The organism is Rhodococcus sp. P4_C10 (genome assembly GCF_056402135.1).
Genome location: NZ_JBFUHZ010000001.1, coordinates 44,144 through 65,451, shown reverse-complemented (window position 1 = coordinate 65,451; position 21,308 = coordinate 44,144). Strand labels below are relative to the sequence as shown.

The window sequence follows — 21,308 nt, the reverse complement described above, 5'->3', positions numbered from 1 at the left end:
GGTGCGGCCACGATCGTCTGCGGCCACCACCGGGCCGCTCTACGGCCTGGTGAGGATCTCCATGAAGTGGCCCGACGGGTCCTCGAAGTAGACGCCGCGGCCCCCGTTGTGGGTGTTGACCTCCCCGCGCACCGACCGCCGCGGGTCGGCCCAGTGTTCGAGACCGCGCTCCACGATCCGGCCGTAGACGGCGTCGAACTGGTCCTCGCTGACGTGGAAGGCGTAGTGCTGGGACTGCACCTCGTCGAGCGGACCGTCGAAGTCCAGGGTGACGTCGTTGTCGAGGCGCACCGAGAGGAACACCCCGGTCGGCACCGCGTCCGGGAGCCCGAACAGGTCGGTGAAGAACGCCGCCGAACGGTCCCGGTCCTTCGCGTAGACGATCGTGTGGTTGAACGAGGTGGACATGGCGGCCCCCTGTCGGTGCGACGGTGCCTCCAGCCTGCCGCGCGCGCCGGGCGGCGGCAACCGCGACCGTGTCCGGTCACACAAACGCAGTTCGTCGGATTTGTCGTGGTATCCGGGGTGGCCACGGTACCTTCGGGCCAATCAACTTGGATCTTTCGTGGGGGAAGTTCTGTCATGTGGAGTTCGGTCTCGGGGCGCTCGGTGCGCCGCACCATTCAAACGGGGATCCTCGGCGTCTCGGTCGCGTCGCTCGTCGCGCTGCCGATGGGTCCCGCGGCGGCCGCGCCCGACACCGGGAGCGGCGGCAGTTCGAGCGGCAGCCTCGGCAGCGTGTTCGGCAGTTCCGACGGGGGCAGTGTCAGCGCCGGATCGACGATTCCCGGTCCGCTCCAGAACGAGCACCCACCGCTGCCGCCGCTCCGCGACGACATCACCACCGCGGCGATCGTCGGCGAGGAGAACAAGTCCGATCAGCTGGTCCGCTTCACGGTGGCCTCGCCGGCGATGCGACGCGACATCGGGGTGGAAGTCCTTCTGCCGAAGGACAACTCCGTTCCGCGGCCGTCGATCTACGCGCTCGAGGGCGTGGACGCCGGGGAGGACACCAGCGGATGGGTCACCATCGGCGGCGCTCCGCAGTTCTTCGCGGACAAGAACGTCAATGTCGTGATGATCAACGGCGGCGTGTCCGGCATGTACACCGACTGGGACAGAATCGATCCGGGCGTCGGCCTGCACAAGTGGGAAACCTTCATCACCAAGGAACTGCCGCCGTTGCTCGACGCACGCCTGAAGACCAACGGCGTCAAGTCACTGATGGGCGCCTCCATGGGGGCGCAGGGCGCGATGATGCTCGCCCATCGGTACCCCGAGATGTACCGCGGCATTGCGGTGTTCAGCGGCTGCTACTCGACGAAGGACGACGTGGGACGCCTCAGCGTGCAGGCGACGGTGTCCTCGCGCGGCGGCGACCCGGCGAACCTCTGGGGCGAGGTCGGCGGACCGCGGTGGGCCGAACACGACTCGGTACGCAACGCGGAAGCGCTGCGCGACAAGGACATCTACGTCTCGGTGGCGTCGGGCGCACCGGGCCGGTACGAGACCCCCGACATCGCCAACTACACCGAGCGGGTGGTGGTGGGCGGATCCATCGAGGCGATGGCGAACATCTGCACCCGCAACCTGCAGTCCGAACTGAAGGACCTGCGCATTCCTGCGACGTTCGACTTCGAGGCGACGGGCACCCACGCCTGGGCCTACTGGGTGGACCAGTTGCCCAAGGCCTGGCCGACGCTGGCCCGCTCGCTCGGCGTGCCCGCCTGACCGAGAACCTCACGGACACCCGGTGGCCGCACTCCTCACGGGGCGCGGCCACCGCCTTGTCAGCGGTAGTCGGGATTGGCGAAGCTCGGGTGACACCCGGCATCCCACAGTGAGCGCTGGTTCCCGTACGCGGGAATACCGCCCTCCCGGCGGAGCATCGCCGCCAGGTGCATCAGGTTGTACGTCATGAATGTCGTGTTGCGATTGGTGAAGTCGTTGTCGGGTCCGCCCGATCCCTCGTCCAGGTACGACGGACCCGGCCCGGCCTCCCCGATCCAGCCGGCGTCGGCCTGTGGCGGGATCACGTAGCCCAGGTGCTGCAGGCTGTAGAGCACGTTCATCGCGCAGTGCTTGACGCCGTCCTCGTTCCCGGTGATCAGGCAGCCGCCCACCCGCCCGTAGTAGGCGTACTGCCCCTTGTCGTTGAGGATCGACGAGCACCCGTACAGCCGCTCGATCACCCTCTTCATCACGGAGCTGTTGTCTCCCAGCCAGATCGGTCCGGCCAGCACCAGGATGTCCGCCGCCACGATCCGCTCGTAGAGCCGTGGCCACTCGTCACTCGGCCAGCCGTGTTCCGTCATGTCGGGGTAGACGCCGGTCGCGATGTCGTGGTCGACCGCCCTGATCTGGTCCACCGCCACCCCGGCGCCGCGTATCAACTCGACGCTGCGGTCGATCAGCCCCTGCGTGTGGCTGCGCTCCGGCGACCGCTTCAACGTGCAGTTCACGTAGACCGCCAGCACCCCCTCGAACCTGGGTGCCGGATCCGATACGGACGGACTGGCCATGTCGAGACTCCTCCCAGAGGTGGACCCGACTCCTCACGATATGCGCCGGCGCAGCCGGAGAGAAGGCCTCACCGTCCCGGCGCGCCAACCGATCCGGCCAGGATCTCGGCCGGCCGCGCGGCGTGGCGGACCAGATTCCCGAGCAGCTCGCGCCCCTGCGGCAGCGGGCCGTGCCCGGATGCGGGATTGAGATGACCCACCTCGCCCAGCACCACCAGCCGGCTACCCCAGTCACGGGCCATCCCGACGACGCGCCCGTACGCCGCGAGCGGATCGTTGGTACTGGCCGCAACCAGGGAGGGGAAGGGCAGCTGCTCACGCGGCGTGGGCAACCAGCCGTTGTCCGCCAACGCCTCCGGACTCGGGTGCCCCGCGGGCAGGGGTACGTCCGGGTCCGGAGGACAGACCAGCAGTGCGCCCTGAATCGGCCGACGGTGCTGCTGCGCCCAGTGCACGGCGATCAGCGCACCGGCGCTGTGCGCGACCAGGAACACCGGACCGGACAGCCCGGCCAGCACCTTGTCGAGGGCGGCAACCCGCGCGTCCCGGCTCAGACCCTCCCGCTCGATCGGCGGCACCGTGACCACGCCGTCCAACTCCGCGGCCAGCAGGGTCTGCCAGTGATCCTCCACGTGGCCCCGTAGTCCCGGGACCATCACGAAGGTCGGCGGCTTGGCGTCCGCCATCGTCAACGCCGCTTCCAACCTCAGTGCGCTGAACGTGCCGACAGCTCGGCCAGCTTGCGCAGGCCTGCGGGATAGGTCCTCTTGCCGACGACCATTGCGGCAAGCGCCAGCACGTAGACCAGCGCGGCGAGCTGCATGCCCGCGGCGAGCCCGAACCGATCGGCCAGGATCCCGACGACGAAGGGTCCGAGGGCCAACCCCAGCAGGCTGTTGGCCAGCGTCAGCGCACCGAGGCCGGTGGCCCGCACCGAGGCATGGGTCAGGCTGGCGACCATGGCCGTCGCCGGGCCGGAGCTACCCGCCGAGAAGAACGCGCCGACGGCCAACAGGGTGAGCTGGACCGGACCGTTGTCCATGCCGAAGGCGATACCGAGCGACGTCATCGCGATGAGGCAGTAGGCGATCGCGCTGGTCCACTTGTGGCCGCCGTCGTGCCTGCTGACCCGGTCGGTGATCATCCCGCACAGCACCATGCCGGCCCCCATGAACAGGACGAAGAACGAGGCGGTCCCGCCCGCCCGGCCGGGCTCCATGTCGTAGTAGCGGTTGAAGAAGCTGGGCAGCCAGGCCAACAGGGTGGACGACATGAACAGCTGCAGGCCACTGCCCGCGTAGGCGCACAGCACCGAAGTGCTGCTGAACAGGCTCCGGAACGGCGCCCGGAAGCCGGGCTGCGACGCCGCACCGTCCTCCGGCTCGTCGGTCGAGTACCGGTCCAGCCGATCCTCGGTGACGACGGCCCGGAAGGCGGCGGCCAGGACCAGGCCGAGCACCGCCATCAGGATGAACGACCAGCGCCAGCCGAACTGGGCGGCGACGAACCCGCCGAGACCGACACCCACCACCGAGCCGAACGAGCCGCCGGCCATGAACGCGCCGCCGAGGCTCGATCGCATGTGCGGCGCGAAGACACTCATCACCAGGGCGATGCCGACACTGCCGTAGGCGGCCTCGCCGATGCCGACCAGGAACCGGGCACCGAGCATCTGCCCGTAACTGGTGGCGATCGCGCACAGCAGCGTCGCCACGCTCCACAGCACCGCCATCAACACCAGGCTCTTCACCCGGCCCCAACGGTCGGCCAGGATCGAGATCGGCAGCGTCAGCAGGCCGACCATCAGCGCCACCACACTGGTGAGGGATGCCAGTTGCGAATCCGACAGCGCCCATTCGGTCTTCAGGTAGGGGAAGACCGAGCTGAGAACCTGGCGGGACATGTAGTCCGACAGCAGCAGGGAGAACGCCAGGACGAGCACGACCCACGGATAGACCCGCGACTTGGGCCGATCGGCCTTGCGATCGGTGCCGGGAACCTCCGGCGCGGTTGTACTCAGAGTCACGGCTTCTCCTCTGGTCGGACTGAAAGACGGTGATGCGATCAGCCTCGGATGCGGAAGCCTGATGCGGCGGTCGGCGGCTCGGCCGACCAGCGTGGGCGATCGAGGTCCCCCCATCGCCCACGGAGCGAGCGGCACCAAAAACCAGCGCCACTCTGTGATGCGGACAACATTAGGGGCAAAATGCGATCTGCACTTAGCGGATCGGGACGGCCTTCTTACCAGTTGGGGACAGAGTGACCGCTAACCCACCCATTCTGGGGGGAACAGAACGAGAATGCGCGGGCCGATGGGGCTGAAGTGAAACCTGGGGCGCGGCCGGACAACCCGGTCCTGCAAACGACAACTGGGCACCAGCCACGTACTCGGTACGTGACTGATGCCCAGTGGTGGCGATCAGGTTGCTACGGCCGCTGGGCTACCCGGAGGCAGCCCGACAGCGATGGCTACTGCTGGAACGCGGCCAGCGGCTCGGTGCCGGACCAGTCGTGGCCCCAGTAGCTGTCCGCSGTGATCTCYTCCGCGGTGTAGTRRSYCTCGTCGACGAGCATGCCCTCGGTGCCGAACTCGAGGTCCCAGCCACCCGGTGCCCGCACGTAGAACGAGACCATCTTGTCGTTCGTGTGCCGACCCAGCGTGGACGAGATCGAGAAGCCGAGCTTGCCGACCCGGTCCAGTGCCTGACCGACCGCGTCGAGCGTGTCGACCTCCATCATCAGGTGCACCATGCCGGGGGCCTCGGTCGGCGGCGCCGGGCAGATCGCCAGGCTGTGGTGCCGCTGGTTGACGCCGAGGAAGCGCACCCGCCGGGCCGGCAGGGGCGCGTCGGGACCGCCGAGGCGGACCGCGCCGCGCGGCAGGAACCCGAGCACCTCGGTGTAGAAGGCGTAGGTCTCGGTGGCCGCCGGCGTCGGCAGCACCACGTGCCCGAGCCCGCAGGCCCCGGTGACGAAGTTCCCGCCGTGCGGGGTCACCACCGGGCTGTGGTCGAGAACCGGACCGAAGAACACCTCGACCTGGGTGCCGGACGGGTCACGGAAGGTGATGACCCGCTCGGCGTCCCGGTAGAGCGACTCCTCCTCCGTCAGCTCGGTGACCTCGACGCCCGACTTCTCGACCTGCTCGCGCACGGCCTCGAGCGCGAACTGGTCGCGGACCTCCCAGCCGACGGCCAGCACACGGTCCACGTCGCCGGGCAGCACCTGCAGCCGCGAGCGACGCTCGTCGACCCGCAGGTACAGCCCGTCCGGCTCAGGACCCGACCCGACGGCCATGCCGAGGCCGTCGACGACCAGCTCGCGCCAGCGCGGGATGTCCGTCGTCTGGACGCGGAGGTATCCGAGCGACCGGATTTCAGTCATGTTCTCTACCAATCCTTCTACGTGTCGAGTGGGCCTAGATCATCGACCGGTGGATGCCCTGCGGCTCGCCACCGAGCTGGGTGAGCGCCGACGAGTGGAAGATCGAACCGGGCACATGGATCGCATGCGCGATACCGACGTGCGCGTCCCGGAAGAAACGCTGCATCGGGAACTTGTAGTGCGCAGCGTTGCCACCGGACCGGGCGAAGATCTCGTCCACGGCACGCACGGCACGCCACGCCGCGGCGGTCTGGGTACGACGACCGATGGCCCGGGCCTCGAAGTCGATCTCCTTGCCCTTCTCGGTCATGTCCCAGAACCGGTCGACGGTCTCGAGCAGCGCCGCCCGCGAGGCCGCGATCTCGGCGGCAGCCTCACCGATGGCGTAGAGGACGTACGGGTCGTCCTTGATCTTGGTGCCGGTGATCGCGACACGGGTCTTCTGCGCCTCGATGTGGCAGGACAGTGCGCCCTCGGCGATGCCGATCACCGCCGAGGTGATGCCGAGCGGGAACATGCAGGAGAACGGCATCTTGTAAAGCGTCTCGGTGCGGCCGGACTCGCGCTGGGCGGTGCCGTCCATCACGTCGTTGGCCAGGATCGTCCGGTGCGTCGGGATGAACGCGTCCTTGACGATGACGTCCTTGGAGCCGGTGCCGCGGAGACCGATGACGTCCCAGGAGTCCTCGACGATCTCGTAGTCCTCGCGGGGCAGGTACACGTGCATCGAGACCGGCGGCATCAGCGGCTTGCCGTTCTCGTCACCGCGCATCGCGCCCAGGACGACCCACTGGCAGTGGTCGGTGCCGGAGGAGAACTGCCAGCGGCCGTTGAGGACGAAGCCCCCGTCGACCGGCTTCGCGACGCCCAGCGGCGCGTACGGCGAGGCGACCCAGGTGTCGTTGTCCTGACCCCAGATGTCTTCCTGCAGCTGCTCGCTGGAGAAGGCCATCTCCCACGGGTGCACGCCGACGATGCCGTTGATCCACCCGGTGGCGCCGTCCATTGCGGCGACGCTCATCACGGTCTCCGCGAACTCGCGCGGGTGCACCTCGAGGCCGCCGTACTTCTTCGGCTGCAGCATCCTGATGGCGCCGGACTCACGCAGCCGCTTGGCGGACGTGTCCGACAGGCGCATGAGCTTGTCGCCCTCGGCGCCCTCCGCGCGGATCTCGTCTGCGTACTGCGCAATGCGTTCCTGAACCTGACCCATGACTTCCTCGGCTCTCTTGTGATTATCTGGCGGCGAGCCGCCTCCTGCTGATGAACGTCCCAGCCTCAGCTGGACGTCGCAGGTGCGCTCTCGCTCAGTGGGAGAGTATTCGCGGCGGCGTACCTCGCGGCGAGATATCCGAAGACCATCGACGGACCGATGGTGGCGCCCGCGCCTGCGTACTCGTTGCCCATCACCGAGGCGGTGGTGTTGCCGGTGGCGAACAGCCCGGCGATGGCGGTGCCGTCGGCACGCAGCACCCGGCTGTTCTCGTCGCAGACGAGCCCGCCCTTGGTGCCCAGGTCACCGGCCTCGCAGCGAATCGCGTAGAACGGGCCCTTGACGATCTCGTCCATGTTCGGGTTCTTCATGGTCGGGTCGCCGTAGTACCGGTCGTAGGCGCTCTCGCCCCGGCCGAAGTCCTCGTCCGTGCCGCTGCGGGCTAATCCGTTGAACCGCTCGATCGTGGCCGCCAACTTGTCCGCGGGGATCCCGACCTTCGCGGCCAGCTCGGCCAGCGTGTCGGCCTTGTGCACCACGCCGGAGTCGTAGAAGCCCTGCGGGAACGGCATGTTCGGCAGCACCTGCGCGAAGGGGTAACGGTTCTTCGCCTTGGTGTCCATGATGAACCAGGCCGGGACGTGACCGCCGTCGAGCTGGTCGTGCACGAAGTTCACGTACGGCGACGACTCGTTGGTGAAGCGCTCGCCCTGGCTGTTGACGATCACCGACGGCGGGATGCAGCGCTCGGAGACCAGCGGGATCACCGCGCCCATCGGATGGAACACGGACGGCATCCACCAGGCGTCGTCCATCAGGTCGACTGCGGCGCCGAGCCGCTGGCCGGCCACGATGCCGTCGCCGACGTTCTCCTTGGCGCCGGCGCTGATGTTCGCGCGGCCGAACTCGGGCAGGTACTGATCACGCATCTGCTGGTTGTGGTCGAAGCCGCCGGTGGCCAGCAGCACGCCGCGGCGCGCGCCGATCCGGACAGTCTTGCCGTCGCGCTCGGCGACCGCACCGATCACGACGCCGTTCGCGTCGGTCACCAGTTCCGTCATCGAGGTCTTCAGCCACAGCGGGATGCCGGCGTCCTTGAGCACCATCCGCATCCGGGCCACCAGCGCGCGACCGCCGGTGGACATGTGCCGACGCCGCACCACGTTGGACGCCACCCGCCAGGCCGCGACCAGCGAGGCCTTGCGGCCCTTCCAGGTGCGCTTGACCATCGCGAGGTCGTGGTAGTCCTTCGAGGTGACCCACAGGCCCAGCGGGCCCTTCATGCTGTTCGGACGCTGGAACTTCTCGTCCTCCTTCAGCGTGCGGGTGTCGAACGGCATGCACTCGATGGTGCGGCCGAGCGCGCTGCCGCCGTCGTCCTCCGGGTGGTAGTCGGAGTAGCCCTTCACCCAGTACAGCTTCATGTGCGGGCTGGTGTCGAGCAGCTCCATCAGCTTCGGGCCGCCGGCGATGTACGCGTCGATCCGCGCGTCGGTGACGCCGGCGCCCGCGGTGAGATTCTTGAGGTACCGGCGGATCGCAGCCGGATCGTCCTGCGCGCCCTTGCGGATCAGCGTCGGAGCGTTCGGGATCCAGATGCCGCCACCGGAGATCGCGGTCGAACCGCCGAAGGTCTTCCCCTTGTCGATCACCAGCGTGTCGAGTCCGCTGTCCGCCGCCGCGATGGCCGCGGACATGCCGCCACCGCCACTGCCGACGACGAGGAAGTCGACGACCTGGTCGAAGTTGTCCCAGTTGGTCATTCGGTCTGTCCGTCCTTGCGTGTGAGGAATGCCAGCACCGCCGAGACCCAGGCTTCACGTGCCTCGATCATCGTCCAGTGGCCGCAGTTGGGGAACACATGCAGTTCCGCGTTCGGGATGTCGCGCATCGGCAGCATCGCCATGTCGACGGGGCTCACCCGGTCGTCGCGACCCCAGGTCAGCATGGTGGGGGCCTTGATCTTGTGGAACTGGGCCCAGTACGGCGTCATCCCGGACGCCTTCGCGGCGGCCGTGTTGGCGGCGAACGCCTTGCTGCTGTACATCCGCGCGGCGATCTCCAGCGTCAGCGGCTCGGTGGCCAGCGCCCAACGCTCCTCGATCAGCTGCTCGGTGACCACGGCCGGGTCGTAGACCATCGACTGCAGCCAGCGGACCAGGCCCTCGCGGGTCGGGTTGTCGGTGAACTCCATCAGCAGCTTGATTCCCTCGCCGGGGCCCGGCGCGAAGACGTTCTTGCCGATGCCGCCGATGGTGACGAGCTTGTTGACCCGCTCGGGCTGGTGGATGGCGACGTTGGTCGCGACGATCCCGCCCATCGAGTTGCCGATCATGTCCACCGGTCCCTCGACGCCTATGGCGTCGAGGAAGGTGCCCACCGAGGCCAGTGCCATGACCATCGGGTTGCCGTCGCCGGGGTCGCTGACGCCGAAGCCGGGGAACTCGAGCACCAGGCAGCGGAAGTGCTCCGCGAAATCCCCGAGCACACCACGGTAGTTGCGCCACCCGGTGACACCCGGCCCGGAGCCGTGCAGCAGGAGCAGCGGCGGACCGTCGCCGGCCTCGTGGTATTTCAGCAGGCCACGGTCGGTCTGGACCTCCCGCAAGGTGCCCTCGTAGGTGAGTTCGCTCGTCATGAAACTCACGCTGCCAGCACCTGCCCACTCAGGGACCCGAGATCCCGATCAGCGAGATCGCGAAGGGTCTTCCGAGCCTCCTCGGCGGGGCTCGGGACGAGTTCCACTCATCGGGAACCCGGCCGACGGCCGGACCGGCCGTTCCTACGCTCGGGCCATGGTCGCAGACACCCAGGTAGACACCCCGAAGTCCCTCACCCCCGAGCCGGCCGACATGCGGCGGGTCCTCGGCCAGTTCGCGAGCGGGGTCACCGTGGTCACCGGCCTCGACGACGACGGTCCCGTCGGATTCGCCTGCCAGTCCTTCGCGTCGGTCTCGCTGGACCCGCCGATGGTCCTGTTCTGCGCCGATCACCGCGGCGTCGCCTGGCCCCGGATCCGCCGGTCCGGACGGTTCACGGTGAATGTCCTCGCGGAGACCCAGGAGGAGATGTGCGGGCGGTTCGGCTCGAGCCGCGGGCGCAAGTTCGACGACCTCGACTGGGACCTGTCCCGCTGGGAGACCCCGGCGCTGCCGCGGGTCCTGGCGAGGGTGCACGCCGAGGTCGACGCGGTGCACATGGCCGGCGACCACGACGTGGTGATCGGCCGGGTGCTGGAACTCGAGGAGGTCCACGGCGCCGCGCCGATGGTGTTCTTCCGCGGCCAGTTCGGACTCGGCGGCGCCTGACGGGCCGGGCTCGTCGGCCCGGTTGAGCGGGGCCTGGCCCGTCAGGCCCGAGTGACCGGACTAGATCCAGCCGCCGCTCTGCACCGACAGCAGCCGGCTCCTCGCCTCGGGCGACCAGGTGTCCGCGGGCACCACCGGGGCCGGCGGCACGGCCCGACGCGGGGTGCCCAGCTCCGGGTGGAGGGTCCGGGCGATCTCGCGGGTGGCGTCGACGACCAGGGGGGCGACCCGTTCGAGCTGCACCGTGCGGGAATCCCCGCACAGCGAGACCGCGGCGACGGGGCCCTCGGGCCCCCGCACCGCGCTGCCCACGCACGCCACTCCCCGGGCCGACTCCTCACGCTCGAACGCCAGGCCTCGACGCTGCCGAATCCGGTTGAGTTCGAGGTGCAGGATGCCGAGGTCGTCGATGGTCCGCTCGGTGGAGCGGCCCAGGTTGCCCTCGAACAGCGCGTCGACCCGCTCCGGGTCCAACCAGGCGAGCATCGCCTTGCCGCACGCGGAGGACTGCGCGGGGATGCGACCGCCCACCCGCGACGGGATGGAGCTGGCCAGTCGTCCGCCGACCTTGTCGAGGTAGATGATCTCGTGCCCGTCGAGGACGGACAGGTGCACCACCATGCCGGTCTGCAGGTGCAGTTCGTGCAGCAGCGGAGCCGCGGCCTCGCGGACCTCGGCGTGTCCGCCCTCGCCGCCGACGCCGAGGGCACGCCGGCCGAGCCGGTAGCCGAACGACGCGTGCTCGACCCAGTTCAGTTTGACCAGCGAGTCGAGAATGCGGTGCACGGTCGACCGCGGCAGACGCGAACGGCAGGCCACCTCTTCCAGCGTGAGCCGGGCGGCCCGGCCGTCGAACGCATCGAGGATGAGGGTCATCCGCTCAACCATGGAGGGGGGAACGTCGCGCTTGTCGCTTGCGGCGGGGGCGTCTGTGAGCACCGTCATGGCGTCTCCTCCGATACCGATCGAGATTCCCGATCTGCAAAACTGAAATGATTTCTAAAACAGTAGCAACTTCACCCGGCGAACGGGAGCCCCCATCGCGAAACGACACGTCCCGTTCAGCGGGAGGTAGTCGCTGAGGCCGTGGCCACTGCGATATGAAATCAGGCAACTACGGCGCCGGCTCACGCCCCCACCACCCCGGCGCCCACCCACACGGAGCGAGAGAAACATGCGAATCGGGATCGTCAGCCCCGTGCTCATCCAGCATCCGGCCACCCGTGCGGACTGGGAGGTCGGCGCGGGGATCGACGAGGTCGCCCGGATCGCCGAGGCCGCGGACCGGCTCGGTTTCCACCACGTGACCTGCAGCGAGCATGTCGCGGTCCCGGTGGAGATCGCCACCGAGCGCGGCGGGACCTACTGGGACCCGCTGTCGACGCTCGGTTTCCTCGCCGCCCGCACCAGTCGGATCCGACTGGTCACCCAGGTGCTGGTGCTCGGCTACCACCACCCGCTCGAGATCGCCAAGCGCTACGGCACCCTCGATCGACTCAGCGGCGGCCGGGTGACCCTGGGACTCGGCGTCGGCAGCCTGCGCGAGGAGTTCGACCTGATCGGCGCGCAGTTCGAGGGCCGGGGCGCGCTTGCCGACGATGCACTGCGCGCACTGCGGGCGGCGCTGGGCAAGCCCAACCCGGAGTACCACGGCGAGTTCTACGACTTCGAGAACTTCGTGGTCGAGCCGCACGCGGTGCAACAGCACGTGCCGCTGTGGATCGGCGGACGCACGCCCCGCTCGCTGCGCCGGGCCATCGAACTCGGCGACGGCTGGGTCCCCTTCGGCCTGCGGATCGACGACCTGGCCGGGATGCTCGCGAAGGCCCCGGTGCCCGAGGACATGGAGATCGTGCTGAATGCCGGCCGGACCTTGGACCCGACCGGGGCGGCGGMCGCCGCCGCCACCACGCTGTCCCGGCTCCGCGACGCCGGCGCCACGATCGCCAGCGTGAACATCGCCGCGACCAGCCCCGACCACTTCACCGACCAGCTCGCGGCGCTCGTGGCGCTGGCGGTTCCGCTCGGCATCGACTTCGACTGAACCCCGACCCGACATCAAGGAGTCCCGTCCCATGACCGACACCGCAGACCTGCTCGTCCGGCTCGAACAGCGCGTCCAGTTGCTCGAGGACAAGCTCGAGCTGATGAACATCATCAGCGCCTACGGCCCCGCAGTGGACAGCGGCGAGAGCGCCGCGGTCGCCGGGCTCTGGACCGAGGACGGCGTCTACGACGTCGACACCGGCTGCCTGTCCGGACGCGCCGAGATCGAGGCGATGGTGCACTCCGCCCCGCACCAGTCCTACATCGCCGGCGGCTGCGGCCACCTGGTCGGACCGCCGCACCTCGAGATCGACGGCGACACCGCGGTGGCCACCTGCCACTCGCAGCTGGTCAAGCACGATCCCGAGACCCGCAGCTACCACGTCGCCCGGATCACCGCGAACCGCTGGGAATTCGCCCGCATCGACGGCCGGTGGATGGTCACCCTGCGCACCAACCGGATCATCGACGGCCGCGACTCGGCCCGCGAGATCCTCTCGGCGGGCGTCACCGCCAAGGAGAAATCCGTCGGGGGCTCGCCTCGTTCAACTCTTGGGTGGGCGTCGTCGCTAGCCGCGGGCCGCCGACTCCTTCTCCAATGTGCTCTGGGCCCAGCGGTAGTCGGCCTTGCCGGAGGGCGACCGCAGAATCGCCGGCACCTCGACGATCTCGCGCGGCACCTTGTACCGGGCGATCCGCTCCCGGCAGTGCTCGGTGAGCTCCTCGGCCGTGGCCGCCGCGCCCTCGCGCAGCTGCACGACGGCCGCGACCCGCTGACCGAACCGCGGGTCCGGCAGGCCGGCCACCAGCGTGTCGAAGACCGCCGGGTGGCTCTTGAGGGCCTCCTCGACCTCCTCGACGTAGATCTTCTCGCCGCCGGAGTTGATGCAGGCCGACCCGCGACCGAGGATGACGATCGAGCCGTCCGCCTCGATCCGCGCCATGTCGCCCAGCACCGACATCCGCACCCCGTCGACGACGGGGAACGTGGAGGCGGTCTTGGCGGGGTCGTTGTAGTAGCCGAGCGGCACGTGCCCGGAGTGGGCGACCCAGCCGATGTCGTCCGAGCCGGGGGCGATCGGGCGCAGGTCGGTGTCGACGACACAGACGCCGGGCCGCGGCGCCATCCGCAGCGAGCCGTCCTCGAGCGCCTGCATGCTGCCGTCCATGCCGGACTCCGAGGAGCCGAATCCGTTGTTGAGGTAGATGTTCGGGAACAGTCCGGTGATCTGGTCGCGCACGGCCTGCGACCACAGCGCCCCGCCGGAGCCGACGACGAACAGCGAGGACAGGTCGAACTCGCCGCCGTGCTCGGCCACCGCGTCGGCAAACGGCCGGCCGATGGCGTCGCCGACGATCATGTAGATGTTGATCTTCTCCCGCTCGATCAGCGCCAGCGACTCCAGCGCGTCGAACTGCCGCATCAGCACCGTCTTGGTGCCCATGAACAGGCCGGTGAACAGCGTGTACACCGCCGCGCCGTGGATCAGCGGCGCGGTGAGCAGGAAGCTCGGCGGGGTGGGGTTCTGGGCGTGTGCGGCGGCCAGCGACGGACCGTCGTCGTAGCCGTCGCCGTACTGGTTGCCGCTCACCAGGGCGGACCGGAAGAAGTCCTCCTGCCGCCACAGCACGCCCTTGGGCATGCCGGTGGTGCCGCCGGTGTAGATGACGAACAGGTCGTCGTTGCTGCGACTCGGGAAATCCCTTGCTCCGGAAGCGGAGTCGACGTCGCTCCGGTAGTCGGAGACGGACGGGACCACGGCGGCCAGCCCGGCGGCGGATGCCGGGGAGGGCTCCCCGAGCACCAGCACGTGCCGCAGGGTCGGGCAGTCCGGGGCCACGGCCGCGGTCCGGTCCACGAAGTCGGCGTCGACGACGACGGCCGTCAGGTCCGCGTTGGCGTAGAGGTAGCGCAGCTCGGCGTCGATGTACCGGTAGTTGACGTTGACCGGGACGGCCCGAATCTTCAACAGCCCCAGCAGGGTTTCGACGAACTCGACGCTGTTGCGCATGTGCATGCCGACGTGGTCGCCGGGCCGCACCCCCGCGTCGATCAGGTGGTGTCCGACACGGTTGGCACGCTCGTCGAGCTCGGCGAGGGTGCGGCGCTGATCGTCACAGACCAGCACCTCCCGGTCCGGCATGGCGTCGACGACAGCCTCGAAGATGTCGGCGAGATTGAGGGCGGAGGACGTACTCGACATGGTCGACCTTTCATTGGGCGCGGCCGTCCGGGAGGCTCGGCCTCCCGTGAGGTGGCGGCGGACAGCTGCTGCGTCAGCCGTCACGTTAGCCAAGCCTCCGGGCCGAAATCGTGAGTTGTCCAAAATATCTCGTTACGCCGCCGCACGCGCTCCGACGGCGCTGGTCGAACACCGTGGGCCCGCGCAAGGCGTCCGCGGGCCCACCGTGGCTAGTGACCGATCGCGACCGGCTGCGCGGGCTCGTCGACGAGTGCCGGTGAACCGGGCGCGGACTGGGTCCGATTGGTGTGCAGTGACAGCCCGACCACCGCGGCGAGCGCCCCGGCCACGGCGAGGGCACCGAAGGCGTAGACGTAGCCGGTCTCCAGGTACATCGGCATCTTGCTGGCGGCCACCAGCACGCCGGGGACGGTGAGGATCGCGACGGCCAGCTGGCTGCCGATCGCGCTGCCCATCGACCCGAACAGGTTGAGCATGCCGCCGGCGATGCCCTGCGACGTCGCGGGCACCGTGCCCATGATCAGGTTCGGCAGCGCGGAGGACGCGGCGCCGAGGCCGAGGCCCATCACGATCTGGCCGGCGATCAGTTGGCCGGTGGTGTCGTGCATGAACGCGAGCATGGCCGAGCCGACGGCCAGGGCACCGGCGCCGGCGACCAGCACCAGCGCGGGACCGGTCCGCCGGGACAGGTAGCCGCCGACCGGCCCCGCGATCATCGAGGCGATGCCGGTGGGGATTGTGAACAGTGCGACACCGAGCGCGGTCCGGCCGAATCCGTAGCCGAGGTCGAGCGAACGGTCGGTCATGACGAACATCGGGATCAGCATCGAGTGGCTGATCAGGACGAACTGCACGAGCGCACTGGCGGTCAAGGTCTTGGCGACCGGGCGGTGCAGCAGCAGCTCGAGGTCGACCAGCGGCTCGGCCGGCCGGCGCTCGTAGAGCAGCCAGGCGGCGAGGATCGCGGCGCCGCCGAGCACCGTGCCCAGCGTCCGGACGTCGGCGAAGCCCCACGTCGAGGCCTTGCCGATGCCGAAGAGCAGCACGAACGCGCCGACGGCGAGGATCAGCGCGCCGACCACGTCGAGGCGGGACTTGGTGCGCAGCGTGGACTCGGGGACCAACAGCGCGACCAGGACACCGGCGACCGTCACGTGCGCCAGCTGCGCCCAGAAGACGCTGGCGTATCCGAAGTGGTCGATCAGGTAGCCGCCGATGACGGGTCCGAGGATCGTGCTCGCCCCCATGCCGGTGGCGATGAAGCCCACCGCGACGGGGACCAGCTCACGCGGGAGCACGTCGCGGATCAGCCCGTACGCCAGCACCAGGATGCCCATGCCCGCGCCCTGCAGGCCGCGTCCGACGAGGAAGAGCTCGAAGTTCGGCGCCACCGCCGCGATCAGGCAGCCCACCGCGAACACCGCGGAGGCCGACAGCATCACGAGCTTCTTGCCGTAGATGTCGCCGAGCTTGCCCATGATCGGCGTGGTCGCCGCGAGCACCAGGGTGACCAGCGTGATCACCCAGCCGACCGCGGTGGTCTGGAAGTGCCCGGCGATCTCGGGCAGCGCCGGGGTGACGAAGTTGTACGCCAGCGGGATGACCTCGACCAGCAGGATCACCGTTGCGAGGAGGAGGAACGACCGCCCCTTCGTCAGGGGCGCGCGCTCTGCCTCGCCGTTGGCGAGAGGCATCTTGTTCATTGGGACTCCGGACCGCTCGTACTACCACTGCCGGGCATTTCACCCAGCTCTTTCGGAGAAAAGATCCCACGGATCCGTCACGTGTCCTGGGTCACTCCCGGTGACCGGGACCACTGGACACCGTACCCATGACCCAATCTAGAACCTCGAAATCAAATTAGAACGAATTGTGCCTTTCATGGCGCACGCTCACGGATGCCTCCATCCGCCCACCGCAGGGCGGGATGATCCCTTGCGAACAAACTAGAATTAATACTAATTTTACGAGCAGAGACACGGACGCACCAACTACGAAGGAGGCCCCCATGGGCGAAACAGTGAGCCTGGAAGGCCGGACGGCCGTCATCACCGGGGCGGGCGCCGGACTCGGCAAGGCCGAGGCACTCGCCCTCGCCGCGGCGGGCGCGCGCGTCGTCGTCAACGACATGGGCCAGGCCGCGCACGAGGTGGTCGACGAGATCAAGGCCGCCGGCGGCGAGGCCGTCGCCGTGCTCGGCGACGTCTCCGACTGGTCCCTCGGCGAGCGCCTGGTGGCCGAGGCCGTGTCGAACTTCGGCACCTTCGACATCCTGGTCAACAACGCCGGCGTGATCCGCGACAAGATGATCTTCAACCTCAGCGAGTCCGACTGGGACGACGTCATCCGCGTGCACCTCAAGGGTCACGCCGCCACCAGTCGCGCGGCCGCCGTGTACTGGCGCGAGGCCAGCAAGGCTGCCGGCGGACCGATCTTCGGGCGCGTCGTCAACACCTCCTCCGAGGCGTTCCTGTTCGGCTCGGCCGGACAGCCGAACTACTCGGCCGCCAAGGCCGGCATCACCGCGCTGACCCTCTCCACCGCGCAGGGCCTGTCCCGCTACGGCGTCACCGCCAACGCCATCTGCCCGCGCGCCCGGACCGCGATGACCGCCGAGGCGTTCGGCGAGGCCGGCGACCTCGCCGGCGCGCTCGACCCGCTCGCCCCCGAGCGTGTCGGCACCCTGGTCAGCTACCTGGCCTCCCCCGCCTCGCACGAGATCAACGGCCAGGTCTTCGTCGTGTACGGCAAGATGGTCGCGTTGATGGCGGCACCGCAGGTCGAGAACCGTTTCGACGCAGCGGGTTCCGCGTTCACCGTCGAGGAGCTCGACCAGCAGCTCTCGTCCTACTTCGTCGGCCGCGGCCCGTACGAGACGTATGCGGCATACGGCGTGGCGGAGCTCGAGAAGCCGGCGCTCGCGATCAACTGACACCCCACCGACACCACAGGGAAGGCCACGCATGAGGCTGGACGGAAAAGTAGCGATCGTCACCGGCGGCGCGGGCGGTATCGGACGCGGCATCGTCCGCGCGTTCACCAAGGAGGGCGCCCAGGTCCTGGTCGTCGACATCAACGACGACGCGGGCAAGGCGCTGGAGGACGAACTCGGCAGTGCCGTGAAGTTCCTGAACGCGGACATCTCCAAGGAGGAGAGCGCGGCGGCCATCGTCGCCGCCGCGGTCGAGGCGTTCGGCAAGCTTGACGTGCTGGTCAACAACGCGCACGCGTCCCGGCAGGCGCCGCTGCTCGAGACCACGCAGGAGATGCTCGACCTGTCGTTCGGGACCGGGTTCTACCCGACGTTCTGGCTGATGAAGGCCTCACACGCGCAGCTCGCCGCGAACGAGGGGTCGGTGATCAACTTCGCCTCCGGCGCGGGCATCGACGGCAGCGTGACGCAGGGCTCGTACGGCGCCGCGAAGGAAGCGATCCGGGCGATCAGCCGGGTCGCGGCCAACGAGTGGGCGTCGGACAACGTCAACGTCAACATCATCTCGCCGCTGGCGCTGACCGAGGGCGTCCAGGCCTACATCGAGGCCAACCCGGGCATCGAGGACGTGCTGCTCGCCAAGACGCCGCTGCACCGGTTCGGCGATCCCGAGTCGGACATCGGACGGGTCGCGGTGTTCCTCGCCAGCGCCGACGCGAGCTACATGACCGGCCAGACACTGATGGTCGACGGCGGCAGCATCAAGCTCCGCTGACCGAGCCACACACAACGGCGCCCCTCGGCTACTGCGATCCAGTAGCCAAGGGGCGCTTGGTGTTCAGCGGGTCAGCAGGTGGTCGGCGTCTTCTCGCCGGCCAGCAGCGTCTTGGTGAACTCGGTCGCGTCCGCCAGCGAGGCGGCGACGCTGGCGCGGTGGTCTGCGCCCTCGTAGCTGCGGTAGTCGAGCTCGGTTCCCTTCTCGCACAACTGCTTCACCAGGACCTGCGAGGCGGCCGGCGTGACCAGGGCGTCCGCGGTGCCCTGCGCGAACAGCACCGGAACCTTGGGGTTGGCGTTCGACGGTTCCTGCTTGGCCAGGTAGTCCGTCCACGGACCGAGGTCTGCACCCGGGCGGATCACCGAGTTCACCTGAATGCCTCCGATGGCCGCGCGGATGTCGGCGATGCACCCGGTCCGCGCCGCCTTCATCAGCGGCTCCGCTGCCGGCGTGACGATCTCCTCCGGCACCACCGCCGGATCCGCGGCCGCCGCGCCGAGCAGGGTGATCGGCAGGAAGGACAGGACCGGCGCCACTGCCTGGCTGCCGCTCGCGATGTACTGCGGGGTCTGGCTCAGGCCGCTGCCGGGCGCGACCGCGATCGCACCGAGCAGGGTGAGCTCGGGTGCCCGGTCGACGGCCTGGTCGGACGCGCTGATCGCGGCCGCACCGCCCTGGCTGTGGCCGCCGACGAACCACTTGCTGCCCACCGCGGGATCGAGGTGCCGTGCGGCCCTGACGATGTCGGCGACCGCGTTCGACTCGGAGGTCGCGTTGAGGTAGGTGTGGTCGCCGGGCGTACCCATGCCCTCGTAGTCGGTCTGGACCACCACGTAGCCGTTCTTGACCCACTGGTCGAGGGTGGCACTGACGGTGCCGACGTAGTCGTGCACGGCGCCGTCGACGGTGTCCCCGGACGGCGCGCAGGTGTCCGCGATCCCGGTGGTCCCGTGCGCCCAGCTGATCACCGGCCAGCCGCCCTCCGGTGCGGTCCCGGACGGGATCGCCACGGTGCCGGAGACGACGATCGGCTTGCCCTCGCCGTTCTCCGACGCGTAGGTGATCAGCTCACTGCGGCCGGCGCTCGGCAGCACGGCCGCGTTGGTCAGCGACGCGGATGAGAGCACGTCGCCGCCGTTCGGGACCGGGGAGGCCGCCGTGGCGGAGTTGTCGTCGCTGCTCGAGCAGCCGGTCACAGCAATGGCAGTGACTGCCAACGCGCCTATGATTCGGACGGAAACGTGGGACGGACGCATGGCAGCCTCTCGGGTGGTGAGCCGGGGCGGCGGCCTCGGCAGAAAGTTAAGAAGGGCCTCTTACTACCGTGACGCAGAGCACACTGTCAACCGCTCGTCTCAGTCTCGTACAGGCCGCCGAACGCCTCGTCGCCGAACGCGGCGTGCACGGCGTGCCCGCCAGTGCGGTCGTGCGGGCCGCCGGCCACAAGAACAACTCCGCGATCAGCTACCACTTCGGGTCCTGGGACGGCCTGCTCGAGGCGGTGTGGCGGCTGCACACCGAGCGGGTGACCGTCGACCGTGCGGTGTTCCTCGCCGCCGCACACGACCGCGGTGAGTACGACCTGCCCGTCATGGTCGAGGCCTACATCGGCCCGCTGGTCACGGAGCTGCGTCGGCAGCAGCCGAGCTACTGGGCCCGCTTCAACGAGCAGTGGATGGCGACGATCCGGCTCGACATCTTCGCACTCGACGACGCCGCGTTGGCACGCCAACCCCAGGGGGGCGCGGTCGCGATGGTGCACAACCTGTTCACCGACATGGCCGATGCCCTGACCCACCTGCCCGAGGACGGCCGGACCAGACGGGTGGCGCTGATGGCCCGTTTCGTCATCGGATCGCTGGCCGCGTGGGAACGCGAGCCCGACGCCACGGCGCTCGACGAACTCGAACCCGAACTGGTGCGGCTGGCGTTGGCACTGCTCGAGGCGCCCTGACCCCGACCGGCGCCCGCGCCAAGACCGCCGCGCCGACCCGTCAGTGCCGGCGGTGGTCCGTGACGGCGGTGCGCGGCCCGAACTTCGGCTTGACCGCGTAGCCGCCGACCGACAGCAACCGCACGGCCCGATAGCGGTGCGGCCGGACAGATTCCAGGTACTCGACCATCCCGGGGTCGTCCAGTGGCCGGCCCAGCAGCGACCACCCGACCATCGCGGCGAGGTGGAAGTCGCCCACCGACAACGCGTCGGCGTCGCCCAGCGCGCGCTGCGCCACCTCGGCCGCGGTCCACTCCCCCACCCCGTTCACCGCGCGCAGCCGGCGCAACGCGGCCGCCGGCTCCATCCCCACGGCCTCCTCGAGCCGGTCGGCGACCGCGGCGGCGGTGACGACGGTGCGCGCCCGCCGCGGATCGACACCCGACCGGTGGAACTCCCAGGACGGGACGCCGCGCCACACCCGCGCGGACGGCGGGACCCGCATTCCCTCGGGGGCAGGACCCGGCGCGGGTTCGCCGTACGCGGTGACCAGCCGGCGCCACGACGCCCTCGCCGCGATGCCGTGCACCTTCTGTTCGAGGATCGCGGGCACCAGGGCCTCGAACACACGGCCGGTCCGCGGGATCCGGAGGCCCGGGAAGCGCCGGTGGGCGTCGGCCAGCTTGGGGTGCTCGGGCGCGAACCCGATGGCGTCGTCGCGTTCGCCGAGCAGGTCCGGCAGCGTGGTCACGAACTCCGCCGCACCCTCGCCCCACGCGCGGCACGCGGCGGTGTGCCGGTCGGTCTGCACCAGCCGGTAGGTGACGGGTCCGGTGGGCATGAGCGACGTGCGCCAGATCGCGCCGTCGGGAGTGGCACGGTGGCACGGGTCGCCGCGGCCACGGCCGAGCTGGTCGAGCGTCTCGGCCAGCAGCAGCGGGCGAGGGCTGCGGTGCGTGGTCTCCACGGGGGCAGCGGAGACGGTCAT

19 protein-coding genes and 1 pseudogene are annotated in these 21,308 nt (G+C 69.5%); 7 read left to right on the top strand and 13 right to left on the bottom strand.

Features of this window, described 5'->3' with window-relative positions:
* Window positions 1-39: 39 nt before the first annotated feature.
* Entirely contained in the window at window positions 40-408 is a 369-nt protein-coding gene (locus AC1DWC_RS00300; RefSeq protein WP_072843494.1) for a VOC family protein, read from the bottom strand.
* A 174-nt stretch (window positions 409-582) separates the two neighbouring features.
* Between AC1DWC_RS00300 and AC1DWC_RS00295 the strand changes: the two genes are divergently transcribed.
* Window positions 583-1,731: an alpha/beta hydrolase gene (locus tag AC1DWC_RS00295; protein WP_477905108.1), complete on the top strand. Its 1,149-nt coding sequence runs from the start codon at window positions 583-585 to the stop codon at window positions 1,729-1,731.
* Window positions 1,732-1,790: 59 nt separating this feature from the next.
* Here AC1DWC_RS00295 and AC1DWC_RS00290 read toward each other — a convergent pair whose 3' ends face one another.
* The 7 genes from AC1DWC_RS00290 to AC1DWC_RS00260 form a co-directional block, all read right to left on the bottom strand.
* Window positions 1,791-2,522, bottom strand: coding sequence for a flavodoxin family protein (locus AC1DWC_RS00290; protein WP_477905106.1), 732 nt, complete (start codon window positions 2,520-2,522; stop codon window positions 1,791-1,793).
* A 68-nt stretch (window positions 2,523-2,590) separates the two neighbouring features.
* Window positions 2,591-3,208, bottom strand: a complete 618-nt coding sequence (locus AC1DWC_RS00285) for an RBBP9/YdeN family alpha/beta hydrolase (protein WP_477905104.1) — start codon at window positions 3,206-3,208, stop codon at window positions 2,591-2,593.
* A 20-nt stretch (window positions 3,209-3,228) separates the two neighbouring features.
* A complete protein-coding gene (locus AC1DWC_RS00280; protein WP_477905416.1) occupies window positions 3,229-4,542 on the bottom strand; it encodes an MFS transporter in 1,314 nt (437 codons plus the stop codon).
* 449 nt (window positions 4,543-4,991) lie between these two features.
* Entirely contained in the window at window positions 4,992-5,906 is a 915-nt protein-coding gene (locus AC1DWC_RS00275) for a VOC family protein (RefSeq protein ID WP_477905102.1), read from the bottom strand.
* A gap of 34 nt (window positions 5,907-5,940) precedes the next feature.
* Window positions 5,941-7,119 (bottom strand): acyl-CoA dehydrogenase family protein, encoded by a 1,179-nt coding sequence (locus tag AC1DWC_RS00270; RefSeq protein WP_477905100.1) that lies wholly within the window; start codon window positions 7,117-7,119, stop codon window positions 5,941-5,943.
* Between the two features lie 65 nt (window positions 7,120-7,184).
* Window positions 7,185-8,882, bottom strand: a complete 1,698-nt coding sequence (locus AC1DWC_RS00265) for an FAD-binding protein (protein ID WP_477905098.1) — start codon at window positions 8,880-8,882, stop codon at window positions 7,185-7,187.
* Entirely contained in the window at window positions 8,879-9,757 is an 879-nt protein-coding gene (locus AC1DWC_RS00260; protein ID WP_477837722.1) for an alpha/beta fold hydrolase, read from the bottom strand. Before AC1DWC_RS00260 ends, AC1DWC_RS00265 begins: the two co-directional genes overlap by 4 nt.
* Window positions 9,758-9,914: 157 nt before the next feature.
* Between AC1DWC_RS00260 and AC1DWC_RS00255 the strand changes: the two genes are divergently transcribed.
* Complete coding sequence (locus AC1DWC_RS00255) at window positions 9,915-10,427, top strand: flavin reductase family protein (RefSeq protein ID WP_477905096.1); 513 nt, start codon at window positions 9,915-9,917, stop codon at window positions 10,425-10,427.
* A gap of 60 nt (window positions 10,428-10,487) precedes the next feature.
* On the opposite strand, the gene AC1DWC_RS00250 is transcribed toward AC1DWC_RS00255, so the two are convergent.
* Window positions 10,488-11,372 (bottom strand): IclR family transcriptional regulator, encoded by an 885-nt coding sequence (locus tag AC1DWC_RS00250; RefSeq protein WP_477905094.1) that lies wholly within the window; start codon window positions 11,370-11,372, stop codon window positions 10,488-10,490.
* A gap of 229 nt (window positions 11,373-11,601) precedes the next feature.
* On the opposite strand from AC1DWC_RS00250, the gene AC1DWC_RS00245 reads away from it, so the two are divergent.
* Both AC1DWC_RS00245 and AC1DWC_RS00240 read left to right on the top strand, forming a co-directional pair.
* Window positions 11,602-12,471, top strand: a complete 870-nt coding sequence (locus AC1DWC_RS00245) for an LLM class F420-dependent oxidoreductase (protein WP_477905092.1) — start codon at window positions 11,602-11,604, stop codon at window positions 12,469-12,471.
* 31 nt (window positions 12,472-12,502) lie between these two features.
* Window positions 12,503-12,988: pseudogene (locus tag AC1DWC_RS00240) on the top strand (nuclear transport factor 2 family protein); the annotation flags it as partial.
* A gap of 54 nt (window positions 12,989-13,042) precedes the next feature.
* Here AC1DWC_RS00240 and AC1DWC_RS00235 read toward each other — a convergent pair.
* On the bottom strand, window positions 13,043-14,677 hold the full coding sequence (locus AC1DWC_RS00235) for an acyl-CoA synthetase (protein WP_477905090.1): 1,635 nt from the start codon (window positions 14,675-14,677) through the stop codon (window positions 13,043-13,045).
* Between the two features lie 209 nt (window positions 14,678-14,886).
* Window positions 14,887-16,380: an MFS transporter gene (locus AC1DWC_RS00230; protein WP_477905088.1), complete on the bottom strand. Its 1,494-nt coding sequence runs from the start codon at window positions 16,378-16,380 to the stop codon at window positions 14,887-14,889.
* A gap of 305 nt (window positions 16,381-16,685) precedes the next feature.
* Here AC1DWC_RS00230 and AC1DWC_RS00225 point away from each other — a divergent pair, with 305 nt between their 5' ends.
* Both AC1DWC_RS00225 and AC1DWC_RS00220 read left to right on the top strand, forming a co-directional pair.
* Window positions 16,686-17,609 carry a 3-oxoacyl-ACP reductase gene (locus AC1DWC_RS00225; protein WP_477905086.1) on the top strand — a complete coding sequence of 308 codons (924 nt, stop codon included), beginning with the start codon at window positions 16,686-16,688 and terminating at the stop codon, window positions 17,607-17,609.
* A gap of 31 nt (window positions 17,610-17,640) precedes the next feature.
* Window positions 17,641-18,384, top strand: coding sequence for an SDR family NAD(P)-dependent oxidoreductase (locus AC1DWC_RS00220; RefSeq protein WP_477905084.1), 744 nt, complete (start codon window positions 17,641-17,643; stop codon window positions 18,382-18,384).
* 71 nt (window positions 18,385-18,455) lie between these two features.
* Here the strand turns inward: AC1DWC_RS00220 and AC1DWC_RS00215 are convergent, their stop codons facing one another.
* The gene (locus tag AC1DWC_RS00215) at window positions 18,456-19,643 is read right to left on the bottom strand and encodes an alpha/beta hydrolase family protein (RefSeq protein ID WP_477905083.1); all 1,188 of its coding nucleotides are present in this window, start codon (window positions 19,641-19,643) and stop codon (window positions 18,456-18,458) included.
* A gap of 68 nt (window positions 19,644-19,711) precedes the next feature.
* Here AC1DWC_RS00215 and AC1DWC_RS00210 point away from each other — a divergent pair, with 68 nt between their 5' ends.
* Window positions 19,712-20,341 carry a TetR family transcriptional regulator gene (locus tag AC1DWC_RS00210; RefSeq protein WP_477905081.1) on the top strand — a complete coding sequence of 210 codons (630 nt, stop codon included), beginning with the start codon at window positions 19,712-19,714 and terminating at the stop codon, window positions 20,339-20,341.
* Window positions 20,342-20,381: 40 nt separating this feature from the next.
* Here AC1DWC_RS00210 and AC1DWC_RS00205 read toward each other — a convergent pair whose 3' ends face one another.
* The gene (locus AC1DWC_RS00205; RefSeq protein WP_477905079.1) at window positions 20,382-21,308 is read right to left on the bottom strand and encodes a DNA-3-methyladenine glycosylase family protein; all 927 of its coding nucleotides are present in this window, start codon (window positions 21,306-21,308) and stop codon (window positions 20,382-20,384) included.

Excerpts from the sequence above, each read along its gene's own strand:
- AC1DWC_RS00235 (WP_477905090.1), bottom strand. The coding sequence starts at position 14,677 with ATGTCGAGTACGTCCTCCGCCCTCAATCTCGCCGACATCTTCGAGGCT.
- AC1DWC_RS00215 (WP_477905083.1), bottom strand. The coding sequence starts at position 19,643 with ATGCGTCCGTCCCACGTTTCCGTCCGAATCATAGGCGCGTTGGCAGTC.
- AC1DWC_RS00205 (WP_477905079.1), bottom strand. The coding sequence starts at position 21,308 with ATGACCGTCTCCGCTGCCCCCGTGGAGACCACGCACCGCAGCCCTCGC.
- AC1DWC_RS00230 (WP_477905088.1), bottom strand. The coding sequence starts at position 16,380 with ATGAACAAGATGCCTCTCGCCAACGGCGAGGCAGAGCGCGCGCCCCTG.
- AC1DWC_RS00270 (WP_477905100.1), bottom strand. The coding sequence starts at position 7,119 with ATGGGTCAGGTTCAGGAACGCATTGCGCAGTACGCAGACGAGATCCGC.
- AC1DWC_RS00285 (WP_477905104.1), bottom strand. The coding sequence starts at position 3,208 with ATGGCGGACGCCAAGCCGCCGACCTTCGTGATGGTCCCGGGACTACGG.
- AC1DWC_RS00295 (WP_477905108.1), top strand. The coding sequence starts at position 583 with ATGTGGAGTTCGGTCTCGGGGCGCTCGGTGCGCCGCACCATTCAAACG.
- AC1DWC_RS00290 (WP_477905106.1), bottom strand. The coding sequence starts at position 2,522 with ATGGCCAGTCCGTCCGTATCGGATCCGGCACCCAGGTTCGAGGGGGTG.
- AC1DWC_RS00250 (WP_477905094.1), bottom strand. The coding sequence starts at position 11,372 with ATGACGGTGCTCACAGACGCCCCCGCCGCAAGCGACAAGCGCGACGTT.
- AC1DWC_RS00220 (WP_477905084.1), top strand. The coding sequence starts at position 17,641 with ATGAGGCTGGACGGAAAAGTAGCGATCGTCACCGGCGGCGCGGGCGGT.
- AC1DWC_RS00300 (WP_072843494.1), bottom strand. The coding sequence starts at position 408 with ATGTCCACCTCGTTCAACCACACGATCGTCTACGCGAAGGACCGGGAC.
- AC1DWC_RS00260 (WP_477837722.1), bottom strand. The coding sequence starts at position 9,757 with ATGACGAGCGAACTCACCTACGAGGGCACCTTGCGGGAGGTCCAGACC.
- AC1DWC_RS00255 (WP_477905096.1), top strand. The coding sequence starts at position 9,915 with ATGGTCGCAGACACCCAGGTAGACACCCCGAAGTCCCTCACCCCCGAG.
- AC1DWC_RS00225 (WP_477905086.1), top strand. The coding sequence starts at position 16,686 with ATGGGCGAAACAGTGAGCCTGGAAGGCCGGACGGCCGTCATCACCGGG.
- AC1DWC_RS00265 (WP_477905098.1), bottom strand. The coding sequence starts at position 8,882 with ATGACCAACTGGGACAACTTCGACCAGGTCGTCGACTTCCTCGTCGTC.